We start from the raw sequence: 22821 nt of genomic DNA, 5'->3' as shown, positions 1-22821 counted from the left end.
TACCACGGATACCACAGCGTGCTGCTGCTGGCGCCAATCGCGTCCGGCCTGTCGGTCAGGACGTTCGTCCTGCAGCATGATTTCGGGCACCGGTCGCTGTTTCGCACGGCCTGGGCCAATGACTGGGCCGGCCGGCTGTGCTCGGTGCTGACGCTTACCCCCTACGACCACTGGCGGCGTCACCACGGGATCCATCATGGATCGTGGAACAACATCGCCAACAGGGGAAAGATGTCGAACATCTATTCCGACTGCATCACGGTGGCGGAATATCGCGCCATGTCGACAATGCAGAAACTGTCCTACCGCATCGCCAGCCAGCCGTTCCTGTCGATGTTCATCATGCCGCCCATCATCTTCTTCTTTGTGTACCGCTATCCGTTCGACACCCCGAAAGGCTGGTGGCGCGAGCGTCTGGGCGTGCACCTGACCAATCTCACCGTCCTGCTGATCTATGCCGCCCTCGGCCATGCGGTCGGGTATGCGACCATGCTGATGGTCTCGCTGCTGGTGATCTACCCGGCCAGCGTCTTCGGAATCTGGCTGTTCCTGGTGCAGCACAAGTTCGAGGGCGTGCACTGGGAGGCCGACAGCAACTGGAATTCCTTCGACGCGGCGCTGACCGGCTGCTCGCTGTTCAAGCTGCCGCGTGTCCTGCAATGGTTTTCCGCGTCGATCGGCTACCATCACGTGCATCATGCCGCCCCCGGTATCCCCAATTACCTGCTGGAGGCGTGCCATCACGCCAACCCGGTCTTCCACAACGTGAAGACGCTGAGCCTGCGGGACAGTTGGGCCGAGGTCTGGAGCCACCGGATCTGGGACGAGGACGCCGGCCGGATGGTGGATTTCCGAACGCTGGGCGCCGCGCGGGCGGCCCCGTCGGGCACCTGACGCATCGACCCAAGGGCGGCCGTCAGCACACCAGAACACGCCCGACCTCGCGACAGGTGGCCTGCGGCACGCCCTGCGGGTTCTGGATGCTCCATGTCCCCGGCCCCAGCGGCTGCGCATGGTACAGGCCGCGCGTGGCGGCCGTCTGCCGGTCGATATCCTCGCGCAGGGCCTGCGCCTGCCGTTGCCGCTCCATTTCGGCGGGCGAACCGGGCAGCCCCGCCGGCTGCTGCCCCAACTGGTCGAGACGGGTGCGATCCCGTTCCACCTGTTCCAGGCCGCGCTGACGGGCAGAAAATTGCCGCTGCTGGATTTCGGTCTCCAACTGCATGCGCAACCGGGCGCGCTCGGCCGGGTTGGACGCACAGCCGAACACCCCGGGGCCACATCCCACCTGCGCCCGGGCCGCCGGTCCCTGCGCCCCCATGCCGCAGATCGCGATCATGACGACGGCACGCAGAATCCACGCAAGGGGTACGGGGGGCGTATCCGTCATCCTTGCCTCCGTCAGCCGGCGCCCCGCAGGAATGCCTCGAACCGATCCGCATAATCCGGATGCCAGCGCGACAACGGCGGGCGGTTCTCGACGATGTCGCTGGCGGCCCAGAGCATCCGGCGTTCATCCACCTGCCGCGTCACCTCATTGTCGGGGCAGAGGATGTAGAAATCGCCCCGCTCCAGTCCCTGCATCATGAAATCGACCGTCTGGGCCGGGGTCCACGCCCCGGCGGGCTTTTCGGTCCGGCCGTTGGCCGTCAGGGGGGTGAAGACGAAGCCCGGAATCAGCAGGTGCGCGGAAATACGGCATCCCGGTCGATTGCGCAGATCGTGCTGTACGGCCTCGGCAAATGCCTTCACCCCGGCCTTGGCGACGTTGTAGGCCGGATCGCCCGGCGGGGTCGTGATCCCCTGCTTGGAGCCGGTGACGATCACCAGCCCCGGATGCCCGTCCGCGATCATGCCCGGAAGGACCGCCTGTACCGTGCGGATCACGCCATACAGGTTGGTGTCCAGAATCCGGTCCCAGGCGCCATCGGGACCCAGGATATCGCTGCCCGGCTGCACCGCCGCGTTAGCCATCAGGATATCGACCCGGCCGAAGGCGTCGCGGGCTTCGGCCTCCAGCATCTGCAGGTCCTGGCGCACCGTCACGTCGCACCGCAGGCCGCGCACCGCATCGCGCCCGCGGGGCGACGCCGCCGCGATGTCCTCGACCGCGCGGGCCAGCCCTTCGGCGTTCATGTCCGCGACGACGACCGAAAGCCCCATGCCGGCAAAGGCCCGGCAGGCCGCCAGCCCGATCCCCGAGGCGCCGCCGGTCACGATCGCGACGTGGGAAGGCTGGATGCAGATATGGCTCATGTTCTCGTCCTCCAGCGCCCGGCGAAACCGGCCCGGATCAGGGCATGCGCGTGAAGCGCGCGGCCAGCCACTGCCGCATCAGGGCGTAGGACCGCGCGGCCGCCCTGGCGTCATAGCGGCACATGCCGGTCGGGGCGGTCGCCTCGGTCTCGGTGAAACAATGCACCGCATGGCCGATCACCACGAACTGCCAGTCGGTGGGCGTCTGCCGCATTTCGTCCAGGAAGGCACCGAAATCGGGGGATGTCATCGCGTCGTCGGCACCGTTCATGACCAGAACGTCCGCCCTGATGCGCCGGGCCAGCGCCGGGTCGTCCGTCGTCAGGTTCCCGTGGAAGGACACGACGGCCTTTACGTCCGCCCCGCTGCGCGCCAGGTCCAGCACGGCGGCCCCGCCGAAGCAGAAGCCGATGGCGGCCAGGCGGGACAGATCGATCGGCGCCGTCACGGCCTGGGATTGCAATTCATCCAGCGCCCGCCGGACGCGCGCGCGCATCAGCATGCGGTCGGACAGCAGGGGTTTCACCGCCGCCATCGCCTGCCTGTCATCGGCCGGTCGGATCGACGCCCCATACATGTCGGTCAGCAGTATGACGTAATCCCGGCCGGCGATCATTTTAGCCTTGTCGATGGCGATGGCATTCACGCCGCGCCAGTTGGGCACCATGACCAGGCCCGGACGCTTTGCCGCGACCGCGTCGTCATAGACCAGGACGCTCTGGAATCGGGTTCCGTCCAGCGCCCAGCCCACGGGCTTTGCAACCATCCGCGCCCATGCCGGCGGGGCGGCCAGCAGGCCGAGGACAAGCGCCGCACCCCCGATCAATCGGCTCGAACATCTCATGGGACAATCCTGGGACCGCCCGCCGCGTCCCCGTCGGACAGGGCGCGTGCGGCCGTGGACAAAAGCGTCTCAGACCTGCCGCGGTTCCAGCACCGCGCCTGCCACGGGGCCGGCGCCCCGCGACCGACGCAGCGCCGCGTAACGCCGGACGCCGTACAGCGCCAGCACGAACAGGGCACAGCCCAGGCTGGACAGGGCGGTCGCCCTCTGCCGTTGGTCCAGCAGCATGGCGCTGTAGATTCCGCCCATCCCCGCCACCACGACATAATTGAGCCAGGGAAAGAACGGCAGCGTGGGAAATGCGAACCGATGGCCCGCCCGTTCCAGCCCGCCGCGTACCGCAAGATGCGCGGTGACGATCAGCATATAGACCAGCAGGATCACCGCCCCGCTGGCGCCCAGCAGGAAGGCGAAGATCGTATCCGGCGCCAGGATGGACGAGAACGCAACCAGCAGCCCGGACAGGCTGCTGACGACGACGGCGCGCGTAGGCACCCCGCGCGCTGATACCCCGCCGAACCAGCGCGGAGCCTCGCCGGCCGTCGCCAGCCCCAGCAGCACCCGCGAGGTGATGTAGATGCTGGAATTGAGGCAGGAAAAGATCGCGCTGAACACCACCAACTGGATGATCAACGCCGCCCCGGGGATGCCCATCGCCACCATCGCCGTCACGAACGGCGAATGCCCCGGCACGATATCCGCCCAGGGCACCGAACACAGGATCAGCCCGATCGAGCTGACGTAGAACAGCGAGATCCTCATGGCGGTGGAACGGGTGACCCGCGCGATATTGGCTTCGGCGTTTTCGGTCTCGGCGGCCGCGACGGTCGCGGTTTCCGACCCCATCATCGAAAACAGGATCGTCGGGATCATGCCCACGATCGCCAGCGCGCCATGCGGCATCGGCCCGCCATGCGTCAGCAGGTTCGCCATTACATGGGGGGCATGGCCCAGCCCATGCAGGACGAACAGCAGGCTGGTCCCGATGAACCCCACGACGCACACCAGCTTGACCGCCGCCAGCCAGAATTCGCATTCGCCGAACAGGTCGACCGATATCATGTTGATCAGCTTGACCAGCAGCACCAGCAGCACCGCCAGCATCCAGATCGGCAGCGGCACCCAGTCCTGCAACAGGATGGCCCCCGCGATCGCCTCGCTGCCGATGACGATGACCCAGTAGAACCAGTAGAGCCAGCCGCTGAGGAACCCGGCCCATTCGCCGTTGCCCAGCCGGATATAATCGATGAACGACCCCCGGCCCGGCACGGCCAGCAGCATTTCGCCCAGCGCGCGCAGCACCACCATGACCAGCGCGCCGGTGGCGATGTAGCCCAGCAGGACGGCCGGTCCGGCCCCCGCCACGGCCACGCTGCTGCCCACGAACAGGCCCGCGCCGACGATGCCGCCGAACGCGATCATCGAGACATGACGAGTCTTGAGCCTGCCTGGATCGGTCGATCCGGGCTGCCGCGAAATTCCGGCCATCTGCTCGCCCCCTGTCGATTGCCGGGGAACGTTACGGTACTGCGCCAATCTGTTCAACAACCGTGTCAGGCGCCCGTGGCTGACCGGATATCCACAGCGCCAGTTCCTGTTCCAGCACGTTGAGGAAGGCCTGCGCCCTGGCGCCGACAAGGCGACGCGAACTCTGCAATGCCCAGATTTCAACCGGCGGCCCCGCCGCGGCGCCGTAACGGACAAGCCGCCCCGCGGCGACATCGCGTGCAACGAGCAGCCCGGGCAGCAGCGCGACCCCTGCCCCCTCCCGCACCGCGCTATGGATCATCAGAAGGGATGAAAGACGCAGCACGGGACGCGGCGCGACCGACACCACCCGTCCGTCCTCGGCCACAATCCGCCAGACAACCTCCCCCGCTGTGGCCGCACGAAGCACGGCCGGAACATCCGTCCTGTCGCCCGACAGGACCGGAAACACCGTCCGGGCCACCTCCGGAGCCGCCACAAGAAGCAGATCGTCGCGCAGGACCCTGCGGCCCACCAGATGATCGACGGGCGCGGGATTGATGCGGATCACGAAATCATAGCCTTCCTCGACGGGATCGACGATCCGGTCCTCGGCGACGAGTTCCAGTTGCACCTGCGGATAGGCCCGGGCAAACCGCGCTGCGATGCGCCCCAATGCGACATGGGCAAGAACCACCGGCGCGCTGACACGTAAACGTCCCTGCGGGACCGAGGCGGCCGACACGACGGCCTGCCCTGCCTCCGCGATCTCGGCAAGCAATCCCGCGGTGCGGGCATGGAGCGCCTGCCCTTCGTCGGTCAGGCGCAGGGCATGGGTTCCCCGTTCGATCAGCCGCACGCCGAGACTTTGTTCCAGTTCCGTGACCTTGCGCGACAGGGTCGCCTTGGGCCGCCCCGTGGCACGGCTGGCACGACCGAAGCCGCCATGAGAGGCGACGAGGTTGAAATCCGTCAGCGCATGCAGATCCATCGCGCGTTCCATTCATGAGACATGTCGTCCCGATCATGCTGCCTTACGACGGATCATGGAACAGCTAGTTTTTCTCAAGGCCGCACCATCGCGACCGGTTCCAAGGAGTTTTCGACATGACAATCCTGATCACCGGGGGCACGGGCACGATCGGTTCCCAGGTTTTAGCGTCCCTGAACGGACAGGGTGCCGATCTCCGCGCCCTGACACGCACGCCTGAAAAGGCGAAACTCCCCACCGGTGTCCGGCCGGTCAGGGGCGACCTGTCGGACATCGATGCCGTCCGCACGGCCCTGGAAGGGGTCAGCACCCTGTTCCTGCTGGTGCCGAATGTCGCTGACGAACTGACGCAGGCCATGCTCACGCTGAATGCAGCCCGCGAGGCCGGCGTGAAAGGCGTCGTCTATCTCTCGGTCTTCAATGGGGAAATATATGCCGACGTGCCGCATTTCGTGGGCAAGCATACGGTCGAGCGGATGATTGCCGCGTGCGACCTGCCCGCTACGGTGCTGCGGCCGTCGTATTTCATCCAGAATGACATGCAGCAGAAAGACGTGCTGCTGGCGCACGGCGCCTACGGCGCTCCCGTCGGCGGCAGAGGCATATCCATGGTGGATACGCGCGATATCGGCGAAGCGGCCGCCAAGGAACTTCTGCGCCGCGAACGCAGCGAAACACCCCTGCCCCGCGAGACATATGATCTGGTGGGACCGGACTGCCTGACCGGCAAGGCCATCGTCGCAATCTGGGGCGAGGCCCTGGGCAGGACCATCCATTACGGCGGCGACGACCTGGAGGTGCTGGAACAGCGCGTCCGGGCCTTTGCGCCGGCGTGGATGGCCTATGACCTGAAGCTGATGTTCCGGCGGTACCAGCAGGATGGCGCCATGGCCGACGGGGCCGAGATCGCCCGGCTGACGACGCTGCTGGGCCATCCGCCGCGCTCATATCGCGACTTTGCGGCGGACATGGCGCAACAATGGAGTGCGGTCTGACACGGCACCCGGCCGGGGCGACGGCAAGGGCCTGGTGGCCCTTGCCGGGTTGGGTCAGCCCTGGCCCGCGACGTCCACGATCAGCCGTTCGACGATCGTGGCGTCGGCCAGTGTCGACAGGTCGCCCAGCGCATCCAGTTCGTTGCAGGCGATCTTGCGCAGCAGGCGCCTGACGATCTTGCCCGATCGTGTCTTGGGCAGGTCCGGCACGACATAGACCTGTTCGGGCGCCGCGTATCGCCCGATTCCGCGGCTGATGACCAGGGCGGCCTCCTGCGCCAGGACCCGGTCCACCCCACCGCGCGGTACGACGAAGACGACCAGCCCCTGGCCCTTCAGGTCGTGGGGCACGCCCACCGCGGCGCACTCGGCGAAACGATGGTCGGTCGCGACCACGTCCTCGACCTCCGCCGTGCCGATGCGATGGCCGGATACGTTGATGACGTCGTCGATGCGGCCGGTGATCCAGTAATAGCCGTCCGCGTCCCGCCGCGCCCCGTCGCTGGAAAAATAATAGCCCTCGTGGAACGAGAAATAAGTCTGGCGAAAGCGCGCATGGTCGCCCCAGATGGTCCGGGCCTGCCCGGGCCACGACCGGGCGATGCACAGGCATCCCTCGCCTTCGCCAGTGACGATGCGGCCCTTGTCGTCCAGCAGCACGCAGTCCACGCCCGGCAGCGGCAACGTCGCCGAACCGGGCTTCTGCGGCACGGCCGCCGGGACCGGGGCGATCAGGATGCCGCCGGTTTCGGTCTGCCACCAGGTATCGACGAGCGGGCAGCGGCCCCGGCCGACCACATCGTGGAACCACAGCCACGCATCGGCGCTGATCGGCTCGCCCACGCTGCCCAGCAGGCGCAGGCTGGACAGGGGATATCGGGCGACGACGTCGTCGCCCTCGCGCATCAGGGCGCGGATCGCGGTGGGCGCGGTATAGAATGTCGTGACCTTGTGCGTGTCGATCACCTCCCACCACCGCCCAGGCGCGGGGTGGGAGGGTAGCCCCTCGAACAGGACCACGGTGCCCCCGTTCGCCAGCGGCCCGTAGACCACGTAGGTGTGGCCGGTGATCCAGCTGATATCCGCCGTGCACCAGAAGATGTCGCCCGGCTTGTGGTCGAAGACCAGGGCATGGGTATAGGACGCCCACACCATGTAGCCGCCGATGGTATGGACCATGCCCTTGGGCTTGCCGGTGCTGCCCGAGGTATACAGGACGAACAGCGGGGCCTCGGCCTCCATGATGGCGGGCGCGCAGTCGGCCGGCGCCGCCGCCAGCAGGGGGGCCAGCGCCAGGTCGCGCCCGGCATGCATCGGCGTCTCGGCGCCGGTCACGGCCAGCACCAGCACGTTTCGCACGCTATGCCCCGTGGCGCGGTCCAGGGCCTCGTCCATCGTCGGCTTCAGGGGGATGCGCTTGCCGCCCCGGCGTCCTTCATCCGCGGTCAGGACGACGACGGCGCCGCTGTTCACCAGCCGGTCCGCCAGCCCTTCGGCCGAAAAGCCGCCGAACAGGACGACATGAACGGCCCCGATCCGCGCGCAGGCCAGCATCGCGACCACGCCTTCCACGACCACCGGCAGATGGATCGCCACCCGGTCGCCATGCCCCACGCCCAGGTCGCGCAGCACGTTGGCCATCCGGCAGACCCGTTCATGCAGCGCCCGGTAGGTCAGCCGTTCGACCTGCCCCTCATCCTGGCCCTGCCAGACCAGCGCGACCTGGTCGCCGCGTTCGGCCAGATGGCGATCGAGGCAGGTGACGCTGGCATTGAGCCTGCCGTCCTCGAACCAGCGGATCGCGACGTCGCCCTCGAATGACGAGGACGACGCGATGGTGGGCAACGCGGCCCATGCGATGCGTCCGGCCTGTTCCAGCCAGAACCGTTCCGGATGATGCAGCGCATCATCCCTCATCTGCCGCAGGCAGGCGGAATCCACGGCGGCCTGCGCCGCGAAGGACGGGGGAGCGGGGAAAATGGATGATTCTGTCACGGCTTGTTCAATCCGTATGGGTTGATCGGTATGAAATCCGACTTCTTGGGAGCCTTTTCCAACGGCGAATATAACGGCTTCGCCCCCATGACACGAGCCCTATTCCCATGCCCGCTTTCGGGATCAGCCGTGCTCCGAACCGGCGGGCGGGGCCGGACTGAAGGTGAACGGAAGCGAATCCCGGCGATTGATGTCCGGCGCCAGGCGATGGTGCAAGGGCGGGAACGCACGCGACCGGCATTCGGTCCATTCACACAAATGACAGGAAATTCCAACAGGTATGGCCGGGGCCTGAAGATTCAGCCGATCGGAATAGACGATCTCGCCGGCCCGGGTGATGTCGCATCCCATGGCCACCGCATGCACCGGACGGATATCGTTCCATCCGGTTGAAATACCCGTGACCGTGCGCGAGAAGCACAGGAAGGTCCGGCCGTCGGTGAACTGGGCCACCTGCGCCTGCGTGACACCGGGCGTGGAAAAGCAGGTATTGGCGTTCCACTGCGGGCAGGAATTTCCCTGGCGCGGAACCGGAAAACCGCAGGCGGAAAAACTCTTGGTGATGTTGCCGGCCGGGTCGGTCCGCACGAAGAAAAACGGCACGCCCCGTTCGCCGGGCTTCTGCAGGGTCGACAGCCGCTGCGCCGCCTGCTGGTACGACACGCCGAAGCGGGCGGACAGGATATCGAGGTCGTAGCGCAGCGCGGTCGCGGCCGACAGGAAGGCCGAATACGGCATCAGCAGCGCGGCGGCGGCATAGTTCACCAGGCCGATGCGGATAAACAGGCGCGCCTCCTCGCTGCTCGGCGCGATGTCGTGCAGCAGGCGCTCCACGCTGTCGCGGCCTTCGATCAGCATCAACTGGAACGCCAACTGGAATCCACGGCTTTCCCGGGGCAGCAGATCGGACAGCAGCAGCAGCCGGCTGTCGGGGTCATATCGCCGGAACGCCCCGTCCAGGGGCGCGATCCGCACCACGATTCCATGATGCTGGCGCAGCCGGGTCGCGATCATATGGTTGCTTTCCGACGGCGGCAGCGCATCGGCATCGGGCAGGCGCGCGCCATGCGCCATGTCCGTGCGGACCCGTTCGGCAGCGTCTTCCAGCTCGGAAAAGTAGTTCAGGCGTTCGTCATAGACCAGACGCGCTTCCTCCTGCGGCAAAATCACGCGCGTGCCGGTCGGCAGCATCAGGCGCGTCGCGTCATGATGGGCTGCTCGGAACGCCTGATGCAGCGTCAGGACCGCCCGCGCGGCGTCGGGCTGCGCCGCCAGCGCGGCGATTTCCGGCGCCGGCACTCCATGCGCGCCCAGCAGCGGGTCGCACAGGGCCTCTTGCAACAGGCCTTCCAGCCGCTGCTCGTCAATGCCCGACAGGGTTTCGATCGACACGTCCAGCGCCCGCGTCAGCTTGATCAGCAAAGACGCCGTCACGCTGCGCTGGTCGTGTTCGATCAGGTTGAGATAGCTGGACGATATGCCAAGCCGCGTGGCCAGTCCCTGCTGGGACAGCGACCGTTCGGTCCGCAGTCGCCGGATAATGCGGCCGATGCGCGTGGGGGCCATGATCTTTCCTTCGTTTTACAAATACACAAAACGACTTGTAAAAACATTTACAGCATTCATCTTCGCCTATCCTCTTTTATATGGCGCATATTAGCGCATCCCCCTTAACTGATGGAACAAGACGATCGAAGAAGGGGGTCCGTCAATGTCCATCGAATCCATCGAAACCTTCATGAACGATCCGGAACGCTTCGCCGGGATCCAGCGCGACCATGACGCGCGCGACGTGGCGCGGTTGTCCGGCTCGTTCCGCATCCGCCATACCCTGGCCGAAATGGGGGCCGCACGCCTGTGGCACCTGCTGAAGACCGAGCCCTACATCAACGCGCTGGGCGCGCTGACCGGCAACCAGGCGATGCAGCAGGTCAAGGCCGGGCTGAAGGCCATCTACCTGTCCGGCTGGCAGGTGGCGGCCGACGCCAACCTGGCGGGCGAGATGTATCCCGACCAGTCGCTGTACCCGGTCAATTCGGTGCCCAACGTCGTGCGCCGCATCAACAATGCGTTGCGCCGCTGTGACGAGATCGCGACCCAGGAAGGCGATCGCGGCCAGTACTGGATGGCCCCGATCGTGGCCGACGCCGAGGCCGGGTTCGGCGGCCCGCTGAACGTCTTCGAACTGATGCGTGCGATGATCGCCGCGGGCGCCGCCGGCGTGCATTTCGAGGACCAGTTGGCGTCCGAGAAAAAATGCGGCCATCTGGGCGGCAAGGTGCTGATCCCGATCGGCCAGCATATCCGCTCGCTGAACGCGGCGCGCCTGGCGGCGGACGTCGAGGGCGTGCCCACCGTCCTGATCTGCCGCACCGACAGCCACGCGGCGCAGTTGCTGACGTCGGACATCGACGAACGCGACCGGCCGTTCCTGACCGGCGAGCGCACCCGCGAAGGCTTCTTCCGCATCCGCGAGGGCCTGGGCGTGGACTATGCCATCGCCCGTTCGCTGGCCTACGCGCCCTATGCCGACCTGCTGTGGTGGGAGACGTCGGAGCCCAACCTGAAGGAGGCCGAGCAGTTCGCCGAAGCCGTCCACAAACAGTATCCGGGCAAGATGCTGGCCTATAACTGCTCGCCATCCTTCAACTGGAAGAAGAAGCTGTCGCCGCGCGAAATCGCCGAATTCCAGCGCACCATCGGGGCGATGGGTTACCGGTTCCAGTTCGTGACGCTGGCCGGCTTCCATAGCCTGAACTATTCGATGTTCAAGCTGGCGCACGGCTACGCGGAACGCGGCATGGCCGCCTATTCCGAATTGCAGGAAGCCGAATTCGGGGCCGAGGTCGACGGCTACACCGCCACGCGCCACCAGCGCGAGGTCGGCACGGGCTGGTTCGACGCCGTCGCGACCGTGGCGGGGGGCGGACATACCTCCACCGCCGCCATGGCGGGCTCGACGGAAACCGACCAGTTCCATGCCGATGTGTCGTTCGACAAGAACACGGCGCCTGCCTGATCTTTTAACGTTCGGAAAATCCGCGTCCATACTTACGCTTTGGGGGAAACATCATGTCCCGTCGCACGATCGGCCAACTGCGCATCGACCACGCCCTCGACGATTTCGTAACCCACGAAGTCCTGCCCGGGACGGGTATCGCCGCCACCCGTTTCTGGACCGGATTTTCCGAAATCGTCTCCACCTTCACGCCGAAGATCCTGAATGCATTGGCACGGCGACGCCTGATGCAGCAGGCGGTGGATCAGATCCTGACATCGCCCGGGCATGACCCGGGCGACATCGGGGCACAGATCAAGACCTTGCGCGATATCGGATATATCGCGAAGGAACCGAAATCTTTCTCGATCACCACCACGCATGTCGATGACGAGATCGCACGGATCGCCGGCCCGCAACTGGTGGTGCCGGTCACGAACGCCCGCTACGCCCTGAATGCCGCCAACGCCCGGTGGGGCAGCCTGTACGACGCGCTGTACGGCACGGACGCCGAACCGTACGCCGGCGGCAGCGTCCCCGGCGCCGCCTTCGATACCGCGCGCGGCGATCTGGTCATTCGCCGCGTCAGGCTGCTGCTTGACGAAATCATGCCCCTGGCGCGCGGCAACCATGCGGAAGTGACGCGCTATCACGTCGCCGACGGCCGGCTGGTCGCCGACTTCGGGGACGGGTCGGCCCCCGCCGGCTTACGCACACCCGCGCAATTCGCCGGGTTCTCGGGCCCGGCCGAAGCGCCGCGCGTCGTGCTGCTGCGCAACAACGGGCTGCATATCGAACTGTGCTTCGACCCGTCCTCGGCGATCGGCAGCCGCGACCGCGCCGGCGTGTCGGACGTCATCGCCGAATCCGCGCTCAGCACCATCATGGATTGCGAGGACAGCGTCGCGGCCGTGGATGTCGAGGACAAGATCCTGGTCTATCGCAACTGGCTGGGCCTGATGCAGGGCACGCTCGCGGCCTCGTTCCGCAAGGGCGGCCGCCTGCTGGAACGGCGCCTGGCCCGCGATCGCCATTATACCGCGCCCGACGGCACGACGCTGGTGCTGCCCGGACGCAGCCTGATGCTGATCCGCAACGTGGGCCATCACATGTTCACCGACGCGATCCTGGACCAGGCCGATCATCCGGTGCCCGAGGGCGTGCTGGACGCGGCCATCACGGCGGCGATCGGCCTGCACGATCTGCGCGGCGGGTCGCGGACGACCAACAGCCGGGCGGGGTCGATCTATATCGTCAAGCCGAAGATGCATGGGCCGGAGGAAGTCGCCCTGTCGAACGCCCTGTTCGCGCGGGTCGAACGCCTGCTGGACCTGGCGCCGAACACCATCAAGATGGGCATCATGGACGAGGAACGGCGCACCAGCGCCAACCTGGCCGCCTGCATCCATGCCGCCCGCGAACGGGTGGTGTTCATCAATACCGGCTTCCTGGACCGCACGGGCGACGAAATCCATTACTGCATGCAGGCCGGCCCGGTCGTGCGGAAGGCCGACATGCGCGCCGAACCCTGGATGGCGGCCTACGAGCAGCGCAACGTGGCCATCGGCCTGGCCTGCGGCCTGAAGGGAAAGGCCCAGATCGGCAAGGGCATGTGGGCGATGCCCGACCGCATGGCCGACATGATGGCGCAGAAATCGGCGCATCCCCGCGCCGGCGCCAGCACGGCGTGGGTGCCCTCGCCCACGGCGGCGACGCTGCATGCGCTGCATTATCATTTCGTCGATGTCGCCGCGATCCAGGCCCGGCTGGAAACGGTGCCGCCGGCTGCGATCGAACAGTTGCTGACCCTGCCGCTGGCCCGGACGCCCGACTGGTCGGCCGCCGAAATCCGCGAGGAAGTGGACAACAACATACAAGGCATCCTGGGCTATGTCGTGCGCTGGGTGGATATGGGCATCGGCTGCTCGAAAGTGCCGGACCTGCATGATGTCGGCCTGATGGAGGATCGGGCGACCCTGCGCATTTCCTCGCAGCACGTGGCGAACTGGCTGCGTCACGCCATCGTCTCGGAAGACGATGTGCGGACGTCGATGACGCGCATGTCCGCGGTGGTCGACGACCAGAACCGGGACGAGCCCGGCTATCGTCCCCTGTCCCACTACACGGCGGGACCGGCCTTCCGCGCCGCCTCCGACCTGGTGTTCAAGGGCGCCGTGCAACCCAACGGCTATACCGAGGCCACGTTGCATCGCTGGCGGCGCGCGGCAAAGGAGGCCGCTCCCCACACCCGGCAGACGACGCCGGAACTGGACCGGGCATCGCTGTAAGGCGACGGTCGCGGCCCCGAAGGCGGATGCCCGCCGGGGTCGCGACGACCCATCATGGCGCCGGGTCGGGCGCCAGCGGGGCGGCCGACGCCGACCCCAGCGCCCCGGTCGCGAAGGCCAGGGCCGCCGCCGCGGTCAACGCCGCGGCATGAGAATCGGCGCGGTCCTGCCGCGCGGTTTCCAGCCCGATGGTGGCCATCGCTACATCCTGCATGGTGCCCAGACCGTGGCGATAGGCGTCCAAGGCGGCGTCATGCGTCACGGTCGCCGCCCGCAGCAGAGCCTCGGCCGCACGGAAGGCGGCCAGGCCGGTGCGCAACGCATTATAGCTGCCGACGACCTCCTGCGCCGCGTTCTGCCGCATCTGCTCCAGGTCCGCCGCCGCCGAATCCGCCTGCGCGCGGGCCGAGGCCAGTTGGCTGCGTCGCATCCCGCCATCGTAAAGCGGGACCGAAAGCCCCATCATCACCCCCGCCATGGGTTGGGACATCGTGTAATCAGGCACGGACGGCGACAGCCCCTGGGCGGCCAGCGCGTTCGCGGCGTTGCCGTGCAGGCGGGCGGAAAACCAGCCGATATTGCCCGCCACATTGCCGGTCATGAAGATCCTGGGCCGGAAATCGGCCTGGGCGGAACGCACCCGGGCCTGGCTAGCCCGCACCGACGCCAGCGACGCCTGGACGTCCGGCCGCGTCGCCACCGCCTTCTGCACCAGCCGGTCCAGGTTCTGGTCCGCACCCGATGGCAGCGGACGATCCGCCGCATCGCGCACCGCGATCATCGTGTCATACGGCAGCCCGGCCGCGTGCAGCAGGTCGGTATAGGCGGTGCTTTCCTGCCCCTGTGCCCCGACCAGGGCGAAACGGGCCTGGGCCGTCGCCTGGACCGCCTGCGCGACCTCGATCGACGTCGCGATGCCCTGACCCCGCCGCGCCCGCGCCGCCGTCTCGACAATCGTGGCATCCGCCAGGGCCTGCCCGGCGGCGCGCGTCCTCTCGCGCGCGGCGCTAAGCTGGAAATAGGTGCGGCAGACATCGAACATCAGGCGCTGATGTTCCCCGGTAAAGCCGGCATCCGAGGCGAAGGCAAGCTGCCGCGCCACCTCCATCTCGGCATCGCGTTTGCCGAAATCGAACAGCAGCCAGTTCACCGTCAGCATCGGGATGATTTCGGCGGTCTGCAGCGTGAACCATCCCTGGCCCGCCGTCAGATAGGCCGGTAGCGGCACCGCCGCCGTCTGATACCCCGCCATGACGGACAGCGCGAGGTGCGGCAGATACAGCGCGCGCGCCAAGCCGATGCCCTGCGCCGCGTTCCGCGCCCGGTTCCATGCGCCGCGCGTGCGCGGGTTCGTCGCCTCGGCCAGGTCGATCAGATCCGTCAGGTCATAGACACGGCCCGCGATGACCGGGCGATCCTCCTGGCGCGGCGCGGCGTGTCCTGTTCCCACCCGCACCCCATCCCCCATATCCCGGCGCACTGGGTTGGCGAGGGACGGCCAGGCCGGAGCGGGGGCCTCTGGCGTGGACGTAGAGGTGGAGGAGGCACAACCACCGGCAAGCAGGCCGACCGCCAGCATGGCCGCCAGCGCCGACGTCGGCGAAGGAACGCCGCGCCTCATCGTTCCGCCATCCCCAGCGCCTCCAGCCCCCGCGCCATGCGCCCATGCCAGTACAGGCGGGCCTGCCCGCCGGCGTCATCCCGGATCGCCTGGTCGGCCCGCAGCATTTCCAGCGCGTCGGCAATCGCGCCGCCGCCCCGTCGAACGGCATCGGCCATGGCGGACGCCAACGGCCGGCCCGCGCCGTCCGGGTCACGCGGCAACCCGTCGAGCACCGTCGCGGCAATGCACAGGCTTTCGATGGCTTCCAGCACCCGCAGCGCCCGGTCGTCCGCATGCGACGTCCTGACATCGCGCGGACGAAAGGACAGATAATCCGCCGCGCGGTTCGCTGCCGCCAGGGCCGCACGCAACCGGCGCGAGACCCCGATGACGCCGGCATCCTCGTCGCCGGGCGCCGGCGCGATCATCTCGGCCAGCGCGTCGCGCGCACGCGTCAGCGCATCGTCGACCGTGGCCGCGATGCTGACGGGCCAGAGGGTCGCGAACACGACGGCCATGACCACATTGCCCAGCACGATCCCCAGCACGCGGTCCCGCGCGGTCTGCATGTCCAGCGTCGGCCCCGCGCCGGGATGCAGGACCGAGGTGCTGAGCAGCACGATGAAGAAGGCCAGCGCCGCCTGCCATCCGAAATACGAAATCCGTTCCGAGCCCACCGAAATCCAGCCCGCCACCAGGCTGCCGGCAAAGATCAGCAGCGCCAGGTGGCCGATATCCGTCATGGCCGGCATCAGGAACAGGATGGACAGAATTCCGGCCCCGCCCCCCACCAATGCGCCGCCGATCCTCAATGTCGCCTTGTGGACCGTCTCCTCCAGCGTGCCGAGCGCCACGAAGAAGCAGGTGACCAGCGCGGTTGAAATATCGTTCCAGTCCAGAATGCGAAACGTGCCGTAGCAGATCAGGACCGCAAGGGTGGCTTTCAGGCCGAAACGCACATGGTCGGGATTCGAAAACGCATCGGCACGCAGGAACGGCGCGGCGGGCGAGCCCGGTGGCGACGGCGCGCCTTCGGCCCCGGCCGGCCTGTCGCCGGACAACGCCGTGGCGATACGGCGCACGATGTCCCCTGCCTCCACGACGATGCTGCCGAACGGCGGCGCGAGGGCCGCCGGAACCATCCCCGGCATGCTGTCCAACAGCGCGCCGCCCTGGTCGCCGCCCCCCAGGCTGGCCGCCAGAGACCGGCACCAGGCGGCCAGCCGGTCCAGCGGCGCCGCCAGCCCGTCCGCCGTGCGCGCATCGTCGGGCAAGGCCAGCATCACCGTCGCCAGGCGACCGGTCAGCGCGATGGCGTGCCCGTAGGCCTCGCCACGGACGCCACCCATCCGCCGTGTCGCCTGCTTATAGAAATCGAGAAGCGCCTCGTCGCCCTCGCGCACCAGTTGCGCCAGCAGCGCCCGTCCGTCGGCGCCGGGCCGCGCGGCCATTGCCGCCACGACCTGCAGCCGCTGGGCCAGCCGGTCCCGCAACAGATCGAACGGTCGTTCGCCCGCCAGAAGATTGCCGGCGATGCTCACCAGCATCGGCACGACGATCATCACCCACACCCAGAAGTAGATGCGGGTTATCAGCGCGGGATCGGGCAGGACGTCGATCAGGCTAAGAGTATAGACCTCGAAGAACGCGATCACCGAAGCGACCGGCCCCAGCTTCGTCGTCCGGGCCAGGAAGAAGCCGCAGAATGTCAGCCCGACGATGCAGCCGATCCGAAACCCGGCGGAACCTGCGACCAGGATCGACAACAGGTTCCCCACGCCAAGCAGGCAGATGGTGCTGACGATGATCAGCAGGCCCGCCATTGTCACTGATTTGGCCGACGATTCCTGCCAGCAGAAGAACACCATGTACAGCGAGTAGGCCGGCAGGATGGAGTGGATGGAATCGCACAGCACGAGCACGACCGCGCAGGTCGCCGCTACCAGCAGCGCCGCGCGCGCCCGTCCGGGGAACGGCAGCAGTTCCAGATAGAAACGATACCACAGGGGCAGGTCCGTCAGGCGCGACGTCATCGTCAGGCGACGTCTCATGACGGCCCATCCATCACCACGACGGCCGAGGCCCCGACGCGCATCAGCGCCTGCGGCGGGTCCAGCAGGCGAATCCGCACCGGGAAACGCTGGGCGATGCGGACCCAGTTCAGGTCGCGCTCCACCACCGGCAGGCGGCCCTGCAGGGTGATGTTGCCAGTGTCCTGCACCCCGGCGCCGATGCTGTCCACCTCGCCGCGTATCGCAATGGTCCGGTCCTGCATCACCCAGACCGTCGCATGCATGCCCGCACGAACCCGTGCCAGGTCGGTTTCGCGCAGATTGGCCTCGGCATACCACTGTTCGCTGTCGATCAGGGCGAACAGCGCCACGCCGGTCACGACATACTGGCCGACCGATGTCCTCAACCCGTCGACGATGCCGTCGCAGGGCGCGCGGACCGTGGTTTCACGCAGGTCGCGGCGGGCCTGGTCAAGCTGCGCCTGCGCCAGCCGGTCGTCGGCTGCGGCCGCGTCGGTCGAGCCCAGATTGTCCGTCAGGCTTCTGGCCTGGCTTTCGGCCTGCGCCAGACTGACCTCGGCGTCGCGCCGGGCGGTTTCGGCCTGATCGACCGCCTGCGCGGTGACATAGCCCTTGCCCAGCAAAGGCCGCAGCCGGGCGACGGTCATGCGCGCCAGATCCAGATTGGCCTGCGCGCGCGTCACCTGCCGCCGCGCGACATCGGCGTTCGCGGCCTCGCCATTCACGATCCTGCGCCGCTGGTCCAGTCGCGCCGCCGCGGCATCGCGCATCGCCTGTGCCTGGCGCAACCGGATCTGATAGGGTTCGGGATCGATCTGGAACAGGATGTCGCCCTTGCGGACATGCTGGTTGGTGCGGACCGGAAGGCTGACGATACGCCCCGGCACCTCCGGCGCCATGTTCACGATCTCGGCGTCGATCGACACCGCCTCGGATCGGGCATAGTCGCGATTGCGCTGCCAGGCCAGCCAGACCGTCAGGCAGACAGCCAGGAGAACCAGCACCAGCAAACCCAGCGCATAAGGCCGGGTCGCGTCGTATCGCCGCTGCTGTTCAGGCGTCATGCGGCCGACCCGCCATACCAGGCCAGCCAGACCGACACGCCCAGCAGCACCATGCAGGCCGCATAGAACAGGCCCGGCAGGCGGATATAGGCATGCACACCCAACCGCCCCAGTACCAGGCGAAGCACCGCCCCACCCAGCAGGCCCAGCACGGCGCAAAAGATCCAGGCCGGGAAAAACGCGCCGAAGATAATCAAAAGCGGCGCGGCGCCGCCCCCGCATCCTGTCAGGACCAGGACCGGCAGCAGGGCCAGTCCCGCACGGCCGGCCCTTGACCGGAAGGTCCGACCGCGTGTCGCGGTGCGGACCATTGCCACACCGGCCGGCCTATCGGGCACCCGGTCGCCCCGGACGCGGCCCGCCATGCTTCGTCACTCGACGCCCTGACAGCATCCGCACTCCGTGGATCGCATGATTCCCCGGATCGTGAACAGGTCCCCCCCTATTCCGTCAAGAGAATAAAATATGTCGCGACCACGAGCGATCCGGGCGTGCGTGCCGCAGGTCAGTCGCGCAGGCGGTCCAGCCGCAGGCGCCCGCGCGCATCGGTCAGGCGCGCCGCCGTCAGGCCGGCCGACAGAGTGGCGCCGATCATGTTTCCGCTCACGATCAGGCTCATGAGCACGATCTGGTATTTGGAGGCGTCCAGCGGGTTCATCCCAGCGAGAATCTGCCCGGTCATGATACCCGGCAGGGTAATGACGCCGGCTGCCGCCATCTGGTTCAGGGTCGGGATCAGGGCGGTGCGGATGGCCTGACGGATCAGGCCGTTCATCGCCTCGGCCCGCGTGGCACCCAGGATGATCCGCGCCTCGATGGCCGCGCGCTCGCGCCCCACGGCCGACAGCAGCGTGTTCATCGACAGGCTGGTCGCGTTCATGACGTTGCCCAGCAGCAGGCCTGTCATCGGGATGGCGATGCGCGCCTGGTACCACGGGTGCGGCTGCAACGCCGTCAGCAGCCCGACCAGCACCACGACCACCGTACCGAAAATCGTGGCGAAGCCCCCGATGCCGAAATGCCATGACGGAGCCAGGCATACCTGCTGGCGGGAGCCGACCTCGTACGAGGCCGCCGCGAACATGAAGGCCAGCACCAGAAACGTCAGCCACACCGACGATCTGCCGAACACGAACAGCAGGACGCTGCCGGTCAGGACCAGCTGGGCGGCCATCCGCACCGCCGCGATCGCCAGCGTGCGATGAATGTCCAGCGACAGCACGACGGACAGCAGCACGCAGATACCGATCAGGCCCGCGGCCAGCAGCAGGTCTGACGTCGTCAGCAGGATCGGGGTCATGCCGCATCCCCGGTGAAATGACCGGACATCATATGGCGGCGAAGGTCCGCCATGCGGTCGGCCTGCGCCTGATCGTGCGAAACCAGGACGATCGCCATTCCTTTTGCCTTCCGATCGCCCAGCAGGGCTTCGACCTTCCGGGTGGTCGCCTCGTCCAGCGCGGAACACGGTTCGTCCAGCAGCAGCACGCCCGGCTGCAGCAGCAGCGCACGGACCAGCGCCAGGCGTTGCCGTTCGCCGGTCGACAGGCGGTGCACCGGGGTCCGCAACACGCCCTCACGCAGGCCGACCTGCACCAGCAACCCGCGGGTCTCGGCAGCGTCGGGCATGTGGTCCAGCACGATGTCGGACCACCACCCGGGTTCGGCGGGCAGATAAAGCACCTGCCGCCGCCATTGATGCGCCGGCATGTCGGCGCAGGCGACGCCATCCAGCGCGACGCCCCCCTGATGCGGGTCCAGGTCGGCGATCATCCGCAACAGGACCGACTTGCCGGCCCCCGACATGCCGGTGACGACCAGACAGCGCCCCCGTGGCACATCGACATCGAAGGGCCCGGCATGGGAGTTGCGCAGGCCCCGTAGCGACAGGCCGGCGGGGCACAGGGGGCGGGAATGGGTTCGATCCGACACTCTGGTGGAACCACGTGAATCCATGCTGGGCAATGACGTCACCCACGGTCCTTCAGAAGGCCCGGGGCGACATGCTCTTCAAGCTGTAGACCCACTGGTTGAGGCGCGAAAGACACCATAATGCCCCCCACCGCCCATTGGCAGGGCGCGGCCGACGTCACGCAAACGCGTCTTCGTTCCAGTCGTGGCTGAACAGAGGCTGCGGAATGCGCCATGACGGGCCGTAAATGGCCTCGACGTAGCGGAACGGGTTGGCCGGGATCGGAACGATGCAGTCGCACAATCTGACCGGGATCGTGGGAAACACGTCCACGATCGCGCATCCTCCTGGCGGTCCGGGATAGAACCGGACGGTGTCACCCGAATAAAGGCCGACGAAGACATCCAACGTCTTGTCATCCCGCGCCGCCACCCACCGATGCGAGAAGAAATCTCCGTCGAGCCTGAACCCCCGTTCGGTCAGGAAGGCGCTGACCGCGCGCGTGGCCGCGGGAATATCCGCGAAGGCGGCCTGATCCATCGCGATGACCACGTCGATATCGTCGTCGTGCGGCATCAGATCGCCCGACCGGATATAGGACAGCACGGCCCCGTAGCCGATCATGACATGGGGCGACAGGTCCTTCAGGGCATCCACGATCGCCAGCGCATCCTCGACATATTTCTTTTTTTCGTCGGCGCTCCAGTAGCGGAACGTCCGCGCCATGCCGTGCGCGGTAATCTCCTGCTGGAATCGGTACAGTAGCCTGGTGTTGAGGACGTCGCCAAGAATACCGCGTTCATCATCGCTGATCGACAGCGTGTCGAAAAAGGCGTGCTCGATGATCGCTCCGGACAGGAACACGCGCAGGGTCCGCCAGTACAGATGAAAGGCCCGTCCCTGTTCCGGCGACGCCGCATTTGCGATCTGCTGCTCTACCAGAACGCTCACCGCGTCGACGACGGCTCGATGATCGTATACCGCCCGCCAGTCCTGACCATCCTCGGACGCTTCCACGGTCAGGGACCAGTTGCGGCATGCCCAGACATCGGTCCGGTTCCTGATGCGGATGCTTTCGACAGTGGTCGGGCGCTGCAGATCGATCTGCACCCAGGGGGTGGTGTCCTCATCCGCCGTATGCAGGCCATCCCCACCCACGACGGGATAGTACAGCAGGGACAGGGCACGTGCCTGCAAGGCCTGCTTCTGCTCCCTGGGGGATTTGTCGGACATGCCGTAGAGGGAACTCGCGGTCACCTGGCGGGGATGCAGGTTCATCGCCCCGCTCCGGTCCCTGACCTCGACATGGAACAGATGCAGCGGGCCCGCGCCATGCAACCCAAGGCGCAGGAAGCGCACCCGTCCCGCTATTCCGACGCTCAGCGGCGATCCGCCGGATCCGCCGAAGAACAGGCTCGGGGCCGCCGCGTTAATGAAGTCCGCAATCTGGACCAGAGACCTCGGAAATATCCCGCCGATCGCCCCATCAGGCAAGGCTACATTCATTGTGCCAGGATCACGCGCGCGACATGGGCGTCATCGGATCTATATTTGGCGAACCCGAACCCTTCGGTCAGGTATACTGTCCTGAACCCGAAGCGCGCGGCATTCTGCACGAATTCGACGGGGTTGAGATACCGCCGGAAATGATCCGGCGTCTCCTTCGGAAGGCTCCTGTCCCGGATGGTGCGAAATTCCACCGCCACGGACACGTCCCGCAGGGTCGAAATCTCCCGGCAGACCTCCAGGAACGCATTTTCGCCGCCGTGGTCGACGGCATGCAGGAAGAAACGGGCATAGATCACGCCCTGGCCCTCGATACCGTTCTCGGTCAGAACCCTGCCGATTTCCGCAGCCGTTCCGATGGCGTCGATCCGGCATTGCAGAGCCAGCGGCCCCCCGATGCCTGCGCCCTTGCCCTCGATCGAATCGATTGCCGCCGCACAGGCATCCACCGCCACGACGCGATAGCCCTGCTTGCAGAAGAAAAAAGCATCCCGGCCGTTTCCACAACCGATATCGATGATGAAATCGGCATCGGGAAATTCCGAAGCCACAAAAACCGAGAACTGGGACGGCAACATCGGCACATCATCAGAGGCGTAATAACTGTTCCAGTGCGCATCAGGTGCTTTACTGATTTGATTCATCAAACACGTTACTCTCGCCAGAACATCATCAAAGATGATTATTCCGGCGTCCGGACCGGAGCAATCCGTGTTACCTTAATAAAAATTTCATGGAAGATTCATCTCATTTTGTTACAAAGTATCCCGGCGCTGCAATACGGCGCACGCAACGGCCATATTGCACAGCATTGCACACGGACTTGTGACGGCGATCCCGATTCAGGCCCTTGTCCCGGACCCGGTCGC

General features: G+C 66.8%; 19 protein-coding genes. 4 read left to right on the top strand and 15 right to left on the bottom strand.

Going from position 1 to position 22821, the window contains the following annotated elements:
* Positions 1-18: 18 nt before the first annotated feature.
* A complete protein-coding gene (locus tag HLH34_RS01605; protein ID WP_183117827.1) occupies positions 19-894 on the top strand; it encodes a fatty acid desaturase family protein in 876 nt (291 codons plus the stop codon).
* A gap of 22 nt (positions 895-916) precedes the next feature.
* Here the strand turns inward: HLH34_RS01605 and HLH34_RS01600 are convergent, their stop codons facing one another.
* The 5 genes from HLH34_RS01600 to HLH34_RS01580 form a co-directional block, all read right to left on the bottom strand.
* Positions 917-1390, bottom strand: a complete 474-nt coding sequence (locus tag HLH34_RS01600; protein ID WP_183117826.1) for a hypothetical protein — start codon at positions 1388-1390, stop codon at positions 917-919.
* Positions 1391-1401: 11 nt separating this feature from the next.
* Positions 1402-2256 carry an SDR family NAD(P)-dependent oxidoreductase gene (locus tag HLH34_RS01595; protein ID WP_183117825.1) on the bottom strand — a complete coding sequence of 285 codons (855 nt, stop codon included), beginning with the start codon at positions 2254-2256 and terminating at the stop codon, positions 1402-1404.
* Between the two features lie 37 nt (positions 2257-2293).
* A complete protein-coding gene (locus HLH34_RS01590; RefSeq protein ID WP_183117824.1) occupies positions 2294-3100 on the bottom strand; it encodes a dienelactone hydrolase family protein in 807 nt (268 codons plus the stop codon).
* Between the two features lie 69 nt (positions 3101-3169).
* A complete protein-coding gene (locus HLH34_RS01585) occupies positions 3170-4588 on the bottom strand; it encodes an amino acid permease (protein ID WP_183117823.1) in 1419 nt (472 codons plus the stop codon).
* Between the two features lie 31 nt (positions 4589-4619).
* Positions 4620-5558, bottom strand: a complete 939-nt coding sequence (locus HLH34_RS01580; RefSeq protein ID WP_183117822.1) for a LysR family transcriptional regulator — start codon at positions 5556-5558, stop codon at positions 4620-4622.
* Between the two features lie 116 nt (positions 5559-5674).
* Here HLH34_RS01580 and HLH34_RS01575 point away from each other — a divergent pair, with 116 nt between their 5' ends.
* Positions 5675-6553 (top strand): SDR family oxidoreductase, encoded by an 879-nt coding sequence (locus HLH34_RS01575; RefSeq protein ID WP_183117821.1) that lies wholly within the window; start codon positions 5675-5677, stop codon positions 6551-6553.
* A gap of 54 nt (positions 6554-6607) precedes the next feature.
* On the opposite strand, the gene acs is transcribed toward HLH34_RS01575, so the two are convergent.
* Positions 6608-8548, bottom strand: coding sequence for an acetate--CoA ligase (acs, locus tag HLH34_RS01570; protein WP_183117820.1), 1941 nt, complete (start codon positions 8546-8548; stop codon positions 6608-6610).
* Positions 8549-8671: 123 nt separating this feature from the next.
* Positions 8672-10114 (bottom strand): helix-turn-helix domain-containing protein, encoded by a 1443-nt coding sequence (locus tag HLH34_RS01565; RefSeq protein ID WP_183117819.1) that lies wholly within the window; start codon positions 10112-10114, stop codon positions 8672-8674.
* 145 nt (positions 10115-10259) lie between these two features.
* On the opposite strand from HLH34_RS01565, the gene aceA reads away from it, so the two are divergent.
* On the top strand, positions 10260-11567 hold the full coding sequence (aceA, locus tag HLH34_RS01560; RefSeq protein ID WP_183117818.1) for an isocitrate lyase: 1308 nt from the start codon (positions 10260-10262) through the stop codon (positions 11565-11567).
* Between the two features lie 53 nt (positions 11568-11620).
* On the top strand, positions 11621-13834 hold the full coding sequence (locus HLH34_RS01555) for a malate synthase G (protein ID WP_183117817.1): 2214 nt from the start codon (positions 11621-11623) through the stop codon (positions 13832-13834).
* A gap of 52 nt (positions 13835-13886) precedes the next feature.
* Here the strand turns inward: HLH34_RS01555 and HLH34_RS01550 are convergent, their stop codons facing one another.
* The 8 genes from HLH34_RS01550 to HLH34_RS01515 form a co-directional block, all read right to left on the bottom strand.
* Positions 13887-15455 carry a TolC family protein gene (locus HLH34_RS01550; protein ID WP_183117816.1) on the bottom strand — a complete coding sequence of 523 codons (1569 nt, stop codon included), beginning with the start codon at positions 15453-15455 and terminating at the stop codon, positions 13887-13889.
* Positions 15452-17488, bottom strand: coding sequence for an FUSC family protein (locus HLH34_RS01545; protein WP_183117815.1), 2037 nt, complete (start codon positions 17486-17488; stop codon positions 15452-15454). Before HLH34_RS01545 ends, HLH34_RS01550 begins: the two co-directional genes overlap by 4 nt.
* A complete protein-coding gene (gene mdtN, locus HLH34_RS01540) occupies positions 17485-18534 on the bottom strand; it encodes a multidrug transporter subunit MdtN (protein WP_183117814.1) in 1050 nt (349 codons plus the stop codon). Before mdtN ends, HLH34_RS01545 begins: the two co-directional genes overlap by 4 nt.
* Positions 18531-18899 (bottom strand): YtcA family lipoprotein, encoded by a 369-nt coding sequence (locus HLH34_RS01535; protein ID WP_183117813.1) that lies wholly within the window; start codon positions 18897-18899, stop codon positions 18531-18533. Before HLH34_RS01535 ends, mdtN begins: the two co-directional genes overlap by 4 nt.
* Positions 18900-19039: 140 nt before the next feature.
* The gene (locus tag HLH34_RS01530) at positions 19040-19834 is read right to left on the bottom strand and encodes an ABC transporter permease (RefSeq protein WP_183117812.1); all 795 of its coding nucleotides are present in this window, start codon (positions 19832-19834) and stop codon (positions 19040-19042) included.
* Positions 19831-20466 carry an ABC transporter ATP-binding protein gene (locus HLH34_RS01525; protein ID WP_264784513.1) on the bottom strand — a complete coding sequence of 212 codons (636 nt, stop codon included), beginning with the start codon at positions 20464-20466 and terminating at the stop codon, positions 19831-19833. The genes HLH34_RS01530 and HLH34_RS01525 overlap by 4 nt, the downstream gene beginning before the upstream one ends.
* 157 nt (positions 20467-20623) lie before the next feature.
* Entirely contained in the window at positions 20624-21952 is a 1329-nt protein-coding gene (locus HLH34_RS01520) for a discoidin domain-containing protein (protein ID WP_183117811.1), read from the bottom strand.
* Positions 21949-22530: a hypothetical protein gene (locus HLH34_RS01515; RefSeq protein WP_183117810.1), complete on the bottom strand. Its 582-nt coding sequence runs from the start codon at positions 22528-22530 to the stop codon at positions 21949-21951. Before HLH34_RS01515 ends, HLH34_RS01520 begins: the two co-directional genes overlap by 4 nt.
* Between the last annotated feature and the right edge of the window lie 291 nt (positions 22531-22821).

Origin of the sequence: Gluconacetobacter azotocaptans (assembly GCF_014174355.1) — a bacterium.
GTDB lineage: Bacteria > Pseudomonadota > Alphaproteobacteria > Acetobacterales > Acetobacteraceae > Gluconacetobacter > Gluconacetobacter azotocaptans.
Note: the sequence above shows the minus strand (reverse complement) of the source record. Positions and strands in the feature narration are given on the sequence as shown.

Excerpts from the sequence above, each read along its gene's own strand:
- HLH34_RS01585 (WP_183117823.1), bottom strand. The coding sequence starts at position 4,588 with ATGGCCGGAATTTCGCGGCAGCCCGGATCGACCGATCCAGGCAGGCTC.
- mdtN (WP_183117814.1), bottom strand. The coding sequence starts at position 18,534 with ATGACGCCTGAACAGCAGCGGCGATACGACGCGACCCGGCCTTATGCG.
- HLH34_RS01545 (WP_183117815.1), bottom strand. The coding sequence starts at position 17,488 with ATGAGACGTCGCCTGACGATGACGTCGCGCCTGACGGACCTGCCCCTG.
- HLH34_RS01550 (WP_183117816.1), bottom strand. The coding sequence starts at position 15,455 with ATGAGGCGCGGCGTTCCTTCGCCGACGTCGGCGCTGGCGGCCATGCTG.
- HLH34_RS01555 (WP_183117817.1), top strand. The coding sequence starts at position 11,621 with ATGTCCCGTCGCACGATCGGCCAACTGCGCATCGACCACGCCCTCGAC.
- HLH34_RS01590 (WP_183117824.1), bottom strand. The coding sequence starts at position 3,100 with ATGAGATGTTCGAGCCGATTGATCGGGGGTGCGGCGCTTGTCCTCGGC.
- HLH34_RS01575 (WP_183117821.1), top strand. The coding sequence starts at position 5,675 with ATGACAATCCTGATCACCGGGGGCACGGGCACGATCGGTTCCCAGGTT.
- aceA (WP_183117818.1), top strand. The coding sequence starts at position 10,260 with ATGTCCATCGAATCCATCGAAACCTTCATGAACGATCCGGAACGCTTC.
- HLH34_RS01515 (WP_183117810.1), bottom strand. The coding sequence starts at position 22,530 with ATGTTGCCGTCCCAGTTCTCGGTTTTTGTGGCTTCGGAATTTCCCGAT.
- HLH34_RS01535 (WP_183117813.1), bottom strand. The coding sequence starts at position 18,899 with ATGGCGGGCCGCGTCCGGGGCGACCGGGTGCCCGATAGGCCGGCCGGT.
- HLH34_RS01580 (WP_183117822.1), bottom strand. The coding sequence starts at position 5,558 with ATGGATCTGCATGCGCTGACGGATTTCAACCTCGTCGCCTCTCATGGC.
- HLH34_RS01600 (WP_183117826.1), bottom strand. The coding sequence starts at position 1,390 with ATGACGGATACGCCCCCCGTACCCCTTGCGTGGATTCTGCGTGCCGTC.
- HLH34_RS01565 (WP_183117819.1), bottom strand. The coding sequence starts at position 10,114 with ATGGCCCCCACGCGCATCGGCCGCATTATCCGGCGACTGCGGACCGAA.
- HLH34_RS01530 (WP_183117812.1), bottom strand. The coding sequence starts at position 19,834 with ATGACCCCGATCCTGCTGACGACGTCAGACCTGCTGCTGGCCGCGGGC.
- HLH34_RS01520 (WP_183117811.1), bottom strand. The coding sequence starts at position 21,952 with ATGAATGTAGCCTTGCCTGATGGGGCGATCGGCGGGATATTTCCGAGG.
- HLH34_RS01595 (WP_183117825.1), bottom strand. The coding sequence starts at position 2,256 with ATGAGCCATATCTGCATCCAGCCTTCCCACGTCGCGATCGTGACCGGC.